The organism is Phyllobacterium brassicacearum (assembly GCF_003010955.1).
Classification (GTDB): Bacteria; Pseudomonadota; Alphaproteobacteria; order Rhizobiales; family Rhizobiaceae; genus Phyllobacterium; species Phyllobacterium brassicacearum.
The window spans coordinates 55,370-67,907 of the sequence record NZ_PGGO01000008.1 but is presented as its reverse complement, the minus strand read 5'-3'; the positions used below and the strand labels follow the sequence as shown (position 1 = coordinate 67,907).

Annotated in this window: 15 protein-coding genes and 2 tRNA genes; 7 read left to right on the top strand and 10 right to left on the bottom strand. The window is 56.7% G+C overall.

The genetic code is table 11. From position 1 onward, the window contains the following. The first annotated feature begins 208 nt into the window (after positions 1-208). Complete coding sequence (locus CU102_RS12315; RefSeq protein ID WP_133624656.1) at positions 209-484, top strand: hypothetical protein; 276 nt, start codon at positions 209-211, stop codon at positions 482-484. Between the two features lie 90 nt (positions 485-574). On the opposite strand, the gene CU102_RS12310 is transcribed toward CU102_RS12315, so the two are convergent. From CU102_RS12310 to CU102_RS12300, 3 genes are all read right to left on the bottom strand, one after another. Further along, entirely contained in the window at positions 575-940 is a 366-nt protein-coding gene (locus CU102_RS12310) for a hypothetical protein (protein ID WP_208113877.1), read from the bottom strand. A 46-nt stretch (positions 941-986) separates the two neighbouring features. After that, positions 987-1,457, bottom strand: coding sequence for a Panacea domain-containing protein (locus CU102_RS12305; protein WP_106711572.1), 471 nt, complete (start codon positions 1,455-1,457; stop codon positions 987-989). Between the two features lie 191 nt (positions 1,458-1,648). Next, positions 1,649-2,245: a hypothetical protein gene (locus tag CU102_RS12300; RefSeq protein ID WP_106711395.1), complete on the bottom strand. Its 597-nt coding sequence runs from the start codon at positions 2,243-2,245 to the stop codon at positions 1,649-1,651. Between the two features lie 177 nt (positions 2,246-2,422). Between CU102_RS12300 and CU102_RS30360 the strand changes: the two genes are divergently transcribed. Next, entirely contained in the window at positions 2,423-2,767 is a 345-nt protein-coding gene (locus CU102_RS30360) for a sunset domain-containing protein (RefSeq protein ID WP_425351544.1), read from the top strand. 331 nt (positions 2,768-3,098) lie between these two features. Continuing rightward, entirely contained in the window at positions 3,099-3,389 is a 291-nt protein-coding gene (locus CU102_RS30355) for a hypothetical protein (RefSeq protein WP_245425312.1), read from the top strand. A 54-nt stretch (positions 3,390-3,443) separates the two neighbouring features. On the opposite strand, the gene CU102_RS12285 is transcribed toward CU102_RS30355, so the two are convergent. From CU102_RS12285 to CU102_RS12275, 3 genes are all read right to left on the bottom strand, one after another. After that, a complete protein-coding gene (locus CU102_RS12285; protein ID WP_106711571.1) occupies positions 3,444-4,217 on the bottom strand; it encodes a DUF4145 domain-containing protein in 774 nt (257 codons plus the stop codon). Between the two features lie 171 nt (positions 4,218-4,388). Further along, positions 4,389-4,462: transfer RNA gene (locus tag CU102_RS12280), tRNA-Cys, on the bottom strand. Positions 4,463-4,664: 202 nt separating this feature from the next. Continuing rightward, complete coding sequence (locus CU102_RS12275) at positions 4,665-4,991, bottom strand: hypothetical protein (RefSeq protein ID WP_483428624.1); 327 nt, start codon at positions 4,989-4,991, stop codon at positions 4,665-4,667. A 168-nt stretch (positions 4,992-5,159) separates the two neighbouring features. Between CU102_RS12275 and CU102_RS12270 the strand changes: the two genes are divergently transcribed. Further along, a tRNA-Asn gene (locus tag CU102_RS12270) sits at positions 5,160-5,234 on the top strand. 866 nt (positions 5,235-6,100) lie between these two features. On the opposite strand, the gene CU102_RS12255 is transcribed toward CU102_RS12270, so the two are convergent. Together CU102_RS12255 and CU102_RS12250 are read right to left on the bottom strand one after the other, a co-directional pair. After that, positions 6,101-7,102 carry an NADP-dependent oxidoreductase gene (locus CU102_RS12255; RefSeq protein ID WP_106711391.1) on the bottom strand — a complete coding sequence of 334 codons (1,002 nt, stop codon included), beginning with the start codon at positions 7,100-7,102 and terminating at the stop codon, positions 6,101-6,103. Between the two features lie 58 nt (positions 7,103-7,160). After that, entirely contained in the window at positions 7,161-7,976 is an 816-nt protein-coding gene (locus tag CU102_RS12250) for an oxidoreductase (RefSeq protein WP_106711390.1), read from the bottom strand. Between the two features lie 89 nt (positions 7,977-8,065). Here CU102_RS12250 and CU102_RS12245 point away from each other — a divergent pair, with 89 nt between their 5' ends. Continuing rightward, the gene (locus tag CU102_RS12245) at positions 8,066-8,497 is read left to right on the top strand and encodes a winged helix-turn-helix transcriptional regulator (protein WP_106711389.1); all 432 of its coding nucleotides are present in this window, start codon (positions 8,066-8,068) and stop codon (positions 8,495-8,497) included. Positions 8,498-8,774: 277 nt separating this feature from the next. Here the strand turns inward: CU102_RS12245 and CU102_RS12240 are convergent, their stop codons facing one another. Together CU102_RS12240 and CU102_RS12235 are read right to left on the bottom strand one after the other, a co-directional pair. After that, positions 8,775-9,965 (bottom strand): hypothetical protein, encoded by a 1,191-nt coding sequence (locus tag CU102_RS12240; RefSeq protein ID WP_106711388.1) that lies wholly within the window; start codon positions 9,963-9,965, stop codon positions 8,775-8,777. Between the two features lie 273 nt (positions 9,966-10,238). Then, entirely contained in the window at positions 10,239-10,448 is a 210-nt protein-coding gene (locus tag CU102_RS12235; RefSeq protein ID WP_342588760.1) for a hypothetical protein, read from the bottom strand. A 132-nt stretch (positions 10,449-10,580) separates the two neighbouring features. Between CU102_RS12235 and CU102_RS12230 the strand changes: the two genes are divergently transcribed. Together CU102_RS12230 and CU102_RS12225 are read left to right on the top strand one after the other, a co-directional pair. After that, positions 10,581-10,889, top strand: a complete 309-nt coding sequence (locus CU102_RS12230) for a DUF6665 family protein (protein ID WP_106711387.1) — start codon at positions 10,581-10,583, stop codon at positions 10,887-10,889. Between the two features lie 90 nt (positions 10,890-10,979). Further along, positions 10,980-12,485 carry an NAD(P)H-hydrate dehydratase gene (locus tag CU102_RS12225; protein WP_106711386.1) on the top strand — a complete coding sequence of 502 codons (1,506 nt, stop codon included), beginning with the start codon at positions 10,980-10,982 and terminating at the stop codon, positions 12,483-12,485. The last annotated feature ends 53 nt before the right edge of the window (positions 12,486-12,538 follow it).

Sequence of the window (12,538 nt, the reverse complement as noted above, 5' to 3'; positions counted from 1 at the left end):
TTCCCCGCGGCGGGGGCCGCACCCTTTGACGCGATCACGGCCATAGCCACGTTTAAGGACAGCATCGAAGCGTGCCAAGCCATGGCCGATGAGTTCCGCCGCGCAGTCCAGCAAGCCACGAGGAGCTGAAGATGAGGGAGCTGAAGATGAGCTTGACAGATGCTCTCAAGTCTAATCCGTTCGCGCCGAGAACGGTGAGGGACACTTGGTGTTTGTGCTCAAGACCATCAAGCAAAGCCGCGGGAACATCGACGAGTTGCGATCGGAGACTATCGGTGCCGTATCCGATATCGTCCTGCAGCGGCCGGACTGGTCAGAGGATCGTGCCGGCGACTTCATGGCAGCATTTGATGATATGCCCCTCGGCGCGATGCGTGAGCAGGCTGTAGCGCTTCGGCCGTGGCCAGTACGGGCAACATTGCGCACGCTGATCTATCTTGAGCTACTTCGCACATTGGATAGGCCCATGCAGGACGCCGCGTAGACAGGAGGGACAGTCGATTTCTCGTGCGTCCGGACCTTGGGGAGCGGAAAGGAGTCGGTGGAGCATCCCCCTATCGCATGGACTGATCAGCTAGGTTGCTGGATAGACCGCATGATGATGATCTAGCCAAACAATGTAGAAGCAATTATCAATCAGAAGGCCATGAACCCGACCATCCTGATTGGCTGAGATCGAGAATTGCCAGGGTGTATAGATGGCATATTGCTCGTTGAGATGGGCGAAGCCATTGGGTCTCGCTGTTTTGTCCCAATCGATCGGATGCACTCGGACCGCGCTGCTCCGATTGGATGTGAATTCGCTCACCTTCCATGAGGAAAAACCCTTGAGCCTATCCATCAAGGCACGCGTATAGCCATTGCGAAAAACGCCCGGGCAGACCTCTTCGTCGGAGTAGTCGAACAACTTGAACGAGAAGCGCAAAACATCGCTGTCCACTACCTCTGTGCGGATGCCGGATGCGCCCTTCTTGGGGAGAATTGATTTAGTTATCTTTGGCAAGGTCGCGGTAGAATTGCTTGGTAGTGGCTTTGCTGATGTAGTTTTCGCAGACTTCATCTGCTGGCAGGTCGCCACGCGCCTCGAGCCAAGGCGTTTCTTTATGGGTCATGCGTTCCAGAGCTACTGCTGATTCGCTTCCAAAGATGTCGATGATTTCATCGAGATGTAGCTTCAGAGCTTCTTCCACCTCCGGCCGAACTACTTCTTTTGTAATTGGCATCCATCGGTATTCTTTAAAACGATGATACTGACTTATAAGCACCGGCCCATGTACCCACGCCTTGAACTTTTCCTGCGTGATATCAACGTCATGCAAGGCCAAATGCCATGCGTCTGCATAGAACATCAGCTTCTGTAGTTTCAGTGGTGTTATGACTTCTCCTCGCTCGCGCGTCTCGGCCAAGAGATAATCCGCGAGAAGATTCGATGCGTCCTGAGCCCCCGGCGCAAACATGGTAATCTCCCTCATAATTGGGCTATGCGATACCATCTACCATGAAAAGAGTAAAATCACTTCTTAATGGGGCTAATGCTTCTCGGCCCGAAGCCTCACGCCTGGCTGTCCATGGTTGAGAAACTCAACACCAGCCTGTTCTAGCACGCCTGGACCGTCTGAACATTCTGCGCTCTGCCGACAATGGATGCTTAGCCGGTTGGCAGATTTTGACCAAGGCTTCTGAGTGCCGTCCAACGATGATTGTCTGTCAGTTCATTGCGGTAGGCGTTAAGAACGTTGCTTGGGATTGGTTGGCTAGCTGCCTTCCTAGCTGCGAGGATCTGGTCCGCCCGTGGCATCGTAAAAAGGTTTGGGAAAAAGAGGTCGGCGGCTTCCCTCAAAAAACTTCCCACCTTTTCTGGAAAAATCGCGGAGTACCAAGCCAAATAGATACCCATAATGATGTGGCTTCGGCCAGCCGCCATCATGTAATCAATGCAAGCCGTTTCGAGCATTGCGTCACAATCGGTGTCCGTAATATCGGGTTGCGTGGCGTCTGGATCTCTGTCGGCATGTTTGATGAAATTGCGCGGCAAATTGATCAAATCTTTGATTTGGCGAGGTGTGCTCCCCTGCGATTCCGCTATCTCCCTGATCATGCGCAGCCGGTCTGCTTTTTCCAAAAGCGTGTTCGAAATCTCCCAGGCGTTAGTCGCCAGTGAATAAACAGCCAGTGGCTCCTTAAGATACCAATGGATATGAATGGCGGCGAGTAGCTGCCGACGGGCGGCATCAAGCTTATTCATAGCCCTCAATCCTTCCGAAGCAACAGTCGAGCGCCGGTTCCGTTGCCGTTCGTTATTTCAACGTTAAGCGAACCCGCCAACGCCTGACGCGCGTCTGAGGGGCGCTGTGGGGCAAGCTAGACTACTTCGCGAATACACGGCATCCTTGCATTTCGGGGTAAAGACATGGGACAAATCATCGGGTTTGATCCGCGGAAGCGTCGAAAGTGGAAGACCGGGCGTAACGCGCCGGCTCAGCCGAGGCCTTATGTTCGCAAGCGACCAGCGCCTAGGCAGCGCATTTCGATTCCCGGGATTGCCATTGTCGCGGCAATGCTTTTTTTCGCCATTTCAGAGCACTTCTCACCATTCCCTGGCTGCAACATCAAAGGCAACATCAGTATCCCTAGCGGGGAACGGATCTATCACGTCCCTGGCCAGAAATTTTACAGCCAAACGAAAATCACTTTCCTGAAGGGCGAGCGGTGGTTTTGCTCCGAGGAGGCAGCGCGCGAGGCTGGGTGGAGAAAGGCCTACAGATAGTCTCCAAAAGACAGCCGGAGCAACAAAAAAGCCAGGTTAACCCGACCTTCCTCGACTCGGTTGTTCGCCCGAATCAACGAATATGAGATGTGCGTCCTTCCGGATGATTTGTTGTTCATTCGATCGAGTATGCAGCAATAGTATTGTTCATAATAACTGAACAGTAGTATCGTCTGATCTCCGAGAAAAGTTCAACAGGCGGCTCGAGCAAATGGCTAATCATCGTTGCGATATATACCGCGTGGCCCGCCAGTGCGGGGTGATATTGCGGGACTCGTTTGAACATGGCCCGACCAGCCGGAAGCCTCGGGAATGCTTCTGCAAGCCAACCTTGAAGGAAATAGGCCAGGAACACGGCGAAGCGCACCTTCGTCTTGTCCTGCAACTGATCGTGGGAACGCCGGCAAACGCAATCGAGCTTTATGCCGGTATCATCAAAGCGGTTTCCTCGCTGCTGGCCCGCAATCCGGATTTGATCGGGCGCCGGACGCTGCTGCAGGACTTCGACGCGATCGATCTCGGCTCGTTGAGACGGAAGGCGGAAATGATGGAAGTCGGTATTGCAACCCGGCCACGTGCTGCGGGTGCTTCTGACCTTGCGGTTTTTCAGACCCATGCATGACGATCTGTTGAGCTGGATCGAGGCCGACTGCCTGGCGAAGGAAGCCGCGTGACCTTAGTCGGTACCAGATAGGTCGTCTGGAACCGGTATTGCGCCTTCGTTTTTTTGCCCCTTTTTTACCGCCTGCTTGGCATTTGCGATTGACTTGACCCGCTCCAGTTTCAGCTGACGCTCGTGCTGGGACACGTACCACTCATCAAATAACATCTCGATCAGTTCTATCATCGCTTGCGCTTCATTGGGTTCTACTTCAACGATCAGGCTGATGTCTTTCTCCATATGAGCGCCTATGTTGCCGATCTGCCGAACGGCATCGATTGCTTCCATCGTTTCGGCTTCCACGCCTCGAGGTGCCTGGTCGGCTTCTACAAGTTTACGCAATGCAGAGATTTCGTCGTTCAGGTTGCCTTTAGCGATCCCGCAGAAGTCGCGGATCATTCCCTGCAGGCATCGGCGGGAAAGTGTGGCCGAGGCCTTCGGACTGAGGTCTTTGATAAGGCATGCCTCTACATAATCCAATCGCAAGACCTGAGGTATATAATCCGGCTGGGGTTTAGCGTTAGAGGTGGGCCTGAGTAACCAAGTTTCAATTGGATGTCCCAATCTGATGTGATCGGAGTTGGGCCCCCTTTTGATGCGAATCAGCTGAGCAGAAAGTGTCACTTCTTTGCATTGATGGTTTGTGCAACGGATAGCGGTCCAATCGAGGCCTAACATTCCGTGGGCCGTGTCTCCGATATCGAGGTGAGAACGCCTACTGTCGTAAGTACGGGTTTCTACAATTTGAGACCGACCACAATGCGGACAGGTCCAGTCAAATGCATTCATGTTAGGCTCCCCCTGCAGTTCCCATGTTGCATCCATGTTGCATGGATTCGCCGTGCCTCCAAGAAAATCGTTGTAAATCAATGGTAGTCACTTGCAACATGATGCAACATGAAATCGCTCTTCGCCAACTTGGTGAACAGCATAACCGTTTGATTTTATTGTGGAAATTAGTGGAGGCCTCGCCCGGAATCGAACCGGGGTGCAAGGATTTGCAGTCCTCTGCGTAACCACTCCGCCACGAGGCCTCAAGTCGACAGGCTATCAGGATAACCCGTTGAATTCACGGATTGGTTCAATATGGAAGGCGGCGAGGCTAGTCAAGCCATTCCAGCGCATAACCCAAAAAATCGGATTCGTTCTTCAAAAAGTGCTGCCGCACAGGGTTGTTGGGGTTCTAGCCCGCGATGCGAACCGCTCTCTGACCGCTTCAAAGGGAAAACCCCTCGCCTAGTCCTCGGACTTGTCCGAGCCAAACCAGCCGCCCTTCCAGCGCCGCCCGAGCTTGACCTCGATCTGACGCCGCTTGCGCCGGACTATCGCCGAATCGTGGGACAGAACCACAAGTCCTAGCGGTACCATCCAAAATCCGAGTATGGGAAGAAAGCCCAGCGTGCCACCGGCAATCAGCAGGCCGCCCAGCGTGCGACGCATTGCCACCGATTGCGGCACGGGAACACGCCGGCCAAAGATGCGCAGGTGCCTGCGCCTGTGGTGCGTACCGTGCGGATGATGCGCCGCATGCGGTTGTTTATCGGTATCGTCGGGCCCTTCCAACAACATCTTCTCTTGCATTAAAACGGAAGTCTCAGACCCCGATGTAGGAAGTGCATCGCTTCATGTCATCATTCTGTTATGCACATTCATCGAAAAAAAACGAAATGGTCCTTTGCAAAAGCCAAACCCTTTTGCTATAGGCCACTTCGCTGATGACTGAATAGCTATTCCCCGGTAGCTCAGTGGTAGAGCAACCGGCTGTTAACCGGTTGGTCGCTGGTTCGAATCCGGCCCGGGGAGCCACTATTCTGGTACGTTGCAAATTGTCATTGGCCTAATCCCCAAGTTTTCTTCAACGTACCATGAACCAATCTTGCCAGAATGCGTTTGACTACTGCGCCACATGGCGAGACAATTTTGTGAGTCGGGTCTACTACCCGGCACGGAGGCCCGGACTTCTCAAGATGCCCGGCAAACCTCACTCAAAAGGGACGAATGAACTGATGTACAGTCACTTTGCATTAATCTTGGCGATGCTCACTGCGGTCGCATGGACCGGCGCGCTCGTTTACCTGGTTAATCGGTGGGATCACCACCGGAAGTGAACTAGATCCTCCAGTCGAAGCCGCAAGCGTCACAGACTGGGGAATTGGCGACACTCAAGCCAGCCGTTCAGGCTGCAAAGAGCTTTTGGGCCATGAAGCCCGGCCGTCGGCAGGCTTTCTCTCGAGATATACGGCGTCGCTTGCCTCGCAAGGGTGCCTGTCGCCGGCCCTGCTCGTCGCATGGCGAGGAACGGCGGCTTTCCGTTGGGTATCCGGCATTGGCGTGATGACGCTTCCGCCGTTCCAAATTGGTTTTCCGGGGCGGTATCCTGTACTGCTTCCATGTCGGCCGCTAATCTCTGGCAGGTTAAAGAAAGCGTAACCCTTGGTGCCTATGCCGGATCAGGTGAAAAACGGAGGTGCACGATGATCCACCAATGCGCAATGATTGCCGCGTTCCTGATCTTGTTTGCTCTGTTGGGCGCCCTGGCATACTTCGGTCAAGACGATCCGCTTCCGAGCAGAGCCCCCATGCCAGCCGTGGAAGCGCCGCCGGCATCCTGATTGGGCTCAGGATTCACTAATCGGAGCCAGAAGCGGCGGCTGCTCTCCACATCTTTGGCGTCACTTCACAGCGACGACAACCTTCCCCTTCGCACGACCCGTCTCGACATAGTCCAGCGCCTCATTGGTCTTCTCGAACGGGAAGACCCGATCCACTACCGGTCGTATGGCACCCGCCTCGATCAGGGAGGTGATCTGACCAAGCTGCGCACCGTTGGCCGTCATGAAGAGAAAGGAATAGCTGATGCCTTGGCGTTTCGATTTTCTCCTGATGCCGAAACTCAGCAGGCGCATGACCAGTTGAAGCGGCCAGCCGAAACCATTCTCTTTTGCGAAATCGGGGTCCGGCGGACCGGAAATCGAGATCAGCTTCCCGCCCGGCTTCAGCACCCCAACGGATTTCTTCAGCGTATCCGTCCCGAGGCTGTTCAATACGACGTCGTAATCCTGCAGGACCTCTTCAAAGTTGTCCTTCTTGTAGTCGACCACGATATCTGCACCGAGGCATTTGACGAGATCGATATTTACTGTGCTTGTGGTCGTCGCCACATATGCCCCGAGATGCTTAGCAAGCTGGATCGCGATCGTGCCCACGCCGCCCGAGCCGGCATGGATCAAGACCTTCTGCCCCTTCTGTAGGTTAGCTCGCTCCACAAGCACCTGCCATGCTGTCAGGGCGACAAGCGGAATCGATGCGGCCTCTTCCATCGTCAGGTTGTTCGGCTTCATCGCTACATCGGCCTCGTCCATGGCGATATACTCGGCAAATGTCCCGATGCGATCCTGGGCCGGACGTGCGTAGACCTCGTCACCGGGCTTGAACCGCCGGACATTGGCCCCGACCCGGACCACGACGCCCGCTACATCGTTGCCGAGGACCAGCGGAAGGCGGTATGGCAGGATGAGCTTGAACTCTCCGTCTCTGATCTTGGTATCGAGAACATTCACACTGGCGGCGTGAATCTCCACCATCACGTCGTTCTCCCGCAGCTCCGGCTCCGGACTTTCAGTGAAACGCAGGGCACCGCCTTTCGCATAGCGATCGATCAGGAATGATTTCATCACACTAACTTTCGTTTCTGTGGAGAGCCGGAAGCACCAGCAATGCGGCGAAGCACGCTCAATCGGCAAGCCTGTTGAACTTCCGAAGATTCTTGTCGACGAACGACTCGGGCAGGAAGCGGCGCAGAAAGCGGACCCGTCCTGCAGCTTTGCCGGCAGTGTAGCGTCGTTTGGGTGACGCCGCATTGGCTGCCCTCACGACTGTTGCGGCAACCACCTCGGGTGCATCGCCCTTCGCGACGATCTCGCGCATCAACCTCTCTGCGTCGCCGCGAACCGTATCGTAGACGGCGAGCGGCCGGTCCGGTCGCGTGATATTCTCTTCGAAGGACGTGCGGGTCACGCCGGGCTCGACAAGCACGATGCGGATGCCCTGCGTCCGCACTTCATGGTCGAGAGATTCCGAATAACCTTCGATAGCGTGCTTGGTCGATGCGTAGAGCGCATTATAGGGCGCGGGGATCAGTCCGAGTATGGAACTGAGGTTGACAATTCGGCCCCTGCGCTGGCGTCTCATCACGGGCAGGACTGCATTTGTCATTCGCATGATGCCGAACATGTTCACGTCGAACACAGCCTTCGCCTGTTCCGTCGTGGATTCCTCAGCCCCGCCGAGCAGCCCGATGCCGGCGTTGTTGACGAGAAGATCGATCTGCCCTGTGCGGCTTAGAACCTCGTCCACGACCGTCTGTACCGATGCGTCATCCGTTACATCGCAGATCAGCATCGTGGTGCCATCCGGCGTATTGGGCATCGGCTTTCGGCTGGTACCGAATACACGGTAGCCATCGCGCCACAACGCTTGTGCCGTTACCAGCCCAATGCCTGAGGAAGCGCCCGTGACCAGGGCGATACCGCGTTCTGTTTTGCTCATTGCCTTTTGCCTTCATTTTGTCATGGAATATCAATGAATAATCAGTTACTATGATTTTAGTAGTAAGTCACTATCAAAAAGATATCAACATGAAGAATCTTTCAAACCAGCCATGCCTGATCGCCCGGAGCCTTGCGCTTGTGGGGGATGCATGGAGTATGCTGATCATGCGGGATGCCCATGCGGGCCTCACCCGCTTTGATGAATTCCGCAAGAGTCTCGGGATCGCGCCGACGATGCTCACGGCGCGGCTTGCAGCTCTGACTGACGAAGGGCTGTTGGAGAAACGCCGCTATTCCGACCGACCGCCACGGGACGAATATGTACTGACGGAGGCCGGCCGTGACTTTCTGCCGGTCCTGTTTGCGATCGGCGCGTGGGGACGCAAGCATCGCAGCGGCGGCAACGTGACCCGGTTCTTCGACGCCGAAACCGGAACGGAGATCGATCCTGTCACCATCGACCGCGAGACCGGCGCTCCGGTCGGAACACGTCCCATTCGCATTGCCGCACCCGAATGAGCCGCCCATTGAAGCCAGATCAATTGGTCCCGAGCCTGGCGCCAGCTCTAGAGGAACCTATTGTGCAGCGTTACTCCTTGGTCCTTTCCTTGAAGACACAGGATCAAAACATTGAGCCGCAAGGGACTTTACCTGATAGTCGGAGCCCTTCTCGTCACTGTTATCGGCCTGGGGATCTATGTGTACCGCGAAGAAACCAGGCCCGCCGGAATTGAACTCTAGATTGGCGAGGGCGGCGTTTCCATCGAAGAGAATTGAGATCCAGGGTCGGGACACCCTAATGATTGGACGTCACCTTAATCATATAGTTCCCGGCCTTGAGCGGCCTGCGTGCGACCCTGAGTTCGTCCACCACAATCTCGAAATAGCCTGCGCGGTCGTCGCTCAATGTGTAGTTCCTGCCTCCACCAAACCTGCCGATGACGGTCCCAACTGCAGCAGTCTCCGGGATCGTAGCGGCTGAAAGTGACACAGTTTCCCGGGGTCGCTCCTTTACTGGAATGGACCGGACCGTTTCCACTGGCCCGGGCACGGGGATGGAAGTATCGATGGACGCCGGTCTCAGCGCTTTCCATCCGGACCAGTCGTGAATATTCGTCCAGTTATAGGCGGGAAGCCCGGAATACATCGCGGCCGCCGCGTTCAGGTCTGCCAACACCGCGGCTTTTGTCTGCTTGCCCCTGGTATCGCCATAGGAAATGCCCTGCCCCACACCCGCCACAGTTTCGATCGAGTTTCCGATTTGGATTGATGGCATGGCGGCAGCCGCCTCTGCTTCATACCGGATGCGATCGACAAGTTTCGCTGTGCTCGTCACATAGGACATGACGCAAATCACGTCGATATAGCGGGCGAGATGCAGGAATATGTTCTGGCCAACCGGTCCTGCCCCGTCATTATGGTCATAAGTGCAGGTGATCGACTCACCGAAATAGTCATCAAACCAGGTCGGAAGTGCAGAAGCGAAAAGCAGCCCATTGTTGGCGCAGCGTGCCTTGCATTGGCGATGCATCTCGACCCAGTCGCGCATGAGATTTTCGCGGTCGAGGGCAGCGGTCGATTGCCAGACGCCCGAACCGGCGGTGGCTGAGAGTACTGACGAGGCGATGCCATTGTGGAAGGACTTGAATGAGCCGGTGTCTGGCGGCTCGTTGTCGATCTGGAATCCGCAGAACTTTTGTGCCGTGCTGGAAGCGGCATTGAAGGCGGCGACAGCATCAACATTGGCTATCAAGCCGGGCAAACCGCTGCCATCGGAAAAATAATCCCTGTCACCATCCAGTCCCCAGCAGCGGATGCCGAGTGCATTGGCACTTGCGTTGAAACCGCGCATGGCTTCCGCATTGGCATGGATAAGCTCCTCCGTCACGAAACAGTACAGATCCGTGATCGAGCTCTTAATGCACTCATTGAGCAGGATGTTCTCTTCGTCGGCGCTCCCGATCACGGCCGAGACATAGTTCCACACCCACAGGCCGCGCCTTGGCGTCTCGGCGGGCGATGCCGTGATTTCGGGGGAAGAACCCGCGGGAGCTATTGTGATTGTGAATTCTGTCGTTACGACCCGGTGTTCACCGGCACTAGCCTGCCTTGACGCGCCCGGACCAAGCCCAAGCGCGGCAGCTATCAGTAACGTGCGGCGATCAATCCTGTTAATGTCATTACCCCGTCAGCCAAAGCGATAGCTTGAATTTAGAGCCCCATCACCATCGCCGGCAAGTACCATGCCTTGCGGAAACGATCAGACGTGTTTCGGCGGTTCCCGCACCTCGTCGGGATTAGGCAACGGCATTTCGTCCGGCAGTTGCTGGGGCGGGGGCTCCTCTACCGGGATTTGCCCAGGCATCGGATTGGGTTCGGGCGGCAATTCATCCGGCCGTGGCGCCGGACCAGGATCGACCGGCCGATTCGTATCTGGCCCTTGATCGGGCATTGGTTTGGGATCACCCATGACAATTCCTCCTTTCACGGGTTCCAACTCCCTTGCACGCCCAAATGTTCCCTGCCTGTATTCTTGCACAGCCACCTGGTTTGTGCTCGAATCGCCGGCGTACCCAGAACTCCATTGATTTGCCGAACAGCCATGTCCTTTCGATCGCCACAAAGCATCTCTGCCCGTTTCGACCGGAACAGTCCGCCGAGCGCCATCGATATGGAGATCATCGCGGAGACGGCCGCCGCCCTCGGTCGCGCCGGGCAAAAGGTCGAGCAGACGCTGGAGAAATTGAACGGCGCTGCGGAGCACGAGCGGCAATTATGTCTCAAGGCGGCTGCGCAGGCCGTTCATGCCTATTTCATCCAGCGCGAATTGTGCGGCCTGCGCAATCACGATGATCCCATTCGTCACTATGGCATTCCGCGCGCTGTTCTTGTCCGCCTTGGCGCGGCCTAGAGACTCTTGTGCTTGCGTTGAAGGCTTTCGGGATGAACGTGAAACCTCTACCTTGCTCCAGACCGTCCCCAGGGAGCGCATAGTTCTGGCATGACCCACGAGATTTTGACACCCGCCGAGATGGGCGAGGCAGACAGGTTGACGATTGCCACCGGCCCCGGCGACGGTTACGGCCTGATGCTCAACGCCGGCACCGCCATCGCCAGTCATCTCCTCACCCATCATGGCGATGCGGCTGAATCCCACATCCTGTGCGGACCCGGCAACAATGGCGGCGACGGCTATGTCGTCGCCCGGATTCTGGCTGAAAGCGGTGCACGCGTGCAGGTCTGGTCTAGCGGCGCCCCCAAGTCCGGCACCGACGCAGCGCGAGCACTTCAGGTCTGTCCTGTCCGGCCTCGCCCCATCGACGAGTTTGAACCAACGTCTGGCAGCCTCATCATCGACGCCCTGTTTGGTGCCGGCCTCGACAGGCCGGTGACCGGCAAGGCTGCAGCTGCAATTGCTCGCGCCAATGACGCGCCAACATACCGCCTGTCAATCGATATCCCATCGGGTCTCGACGGAGCGAGCGGCCAGATACTCGGTACCGTCTTCAACGCGGATTGCACGATTACTTTCTTCCGCAAGAAGCCCGGCCACCTGCTTTACCCCGGGCGAAAGCTGTGCGGCGATCTGATCGTCGCCGATATCGGCATCCGGGAAAATGTCCTTGCCGCCATAAAGCCCAGTTGCTTCGAAAACACGCCCGATCTTTGGCGGACATTTCTTCCCGCACCCGACGCCGCCACCCACAAGTACGAGCGCGGCCACGTCGCGGTGTTTTCCGGTGGAGCGACTTCGACCGGCGCAGCCAGGCTATCGGCGCTTGGTGCTGCGCGAAGTGGCGCCGGCGCGGTCACCGTGTTGTCGCCGGACGAAGCCCTTGCCGTCAACGCCGCCCACCTCACCTCGATCATGCTCAGCCGATGCGATCACCCGCTCGACCTGGAGTCGTTCATCGAGAAACGCCGGCCCTCCAGCTTTGTCCTCGGCCCGGGTTTCGGTATTGGCGACAAGACGCGCGCATTCGGTCTTGCCCTCTTCCGCGATCTCACGGCCAGACTGGTTCTTGATGCCGATGCCATCACATCCTTCCGGGACCATACCGACAATCTTTTCAGCGCAGCGCGAAGTGCCCCGCAGGTCCGGCTGGTGGTCACGCCCCACGAGGGCGAGTTCAAGCGGCTGTTCCCGGATCTTGTCGAGAGCGCTACTCCATCCAAACTCGAACGCGCCCGCACTGCGGCCGCCCGTGCCAACGCCATCATCATCTATAAGGGCGCCGATACCGTGATTGCATCGCCGGATGGCCGCGCTGCAATCAACACAAACGGGACACCACTTCTGGCAACAGCCGGTTCCGGCGACGTTCTTGCCGGTCTTGCCGCGGGTTTGATGGCGCAGGACATGCCGCCTTTCGAAGCAGCTTGCGCAGCGGTCTACATCCATGGCGCCGCCGCTCGCCATCTGGGCTGTGGCCTCATCGCCGAAGACCTTCCGGCCGCCGCCGGAAAGGTCATTGGCGGCCTTATTGGGGCTTTAGTTGACCAATAATGCGGGAACCATCCACGAAATGGTCCGTTGATTGTGATAGCGAAAACGGCGCC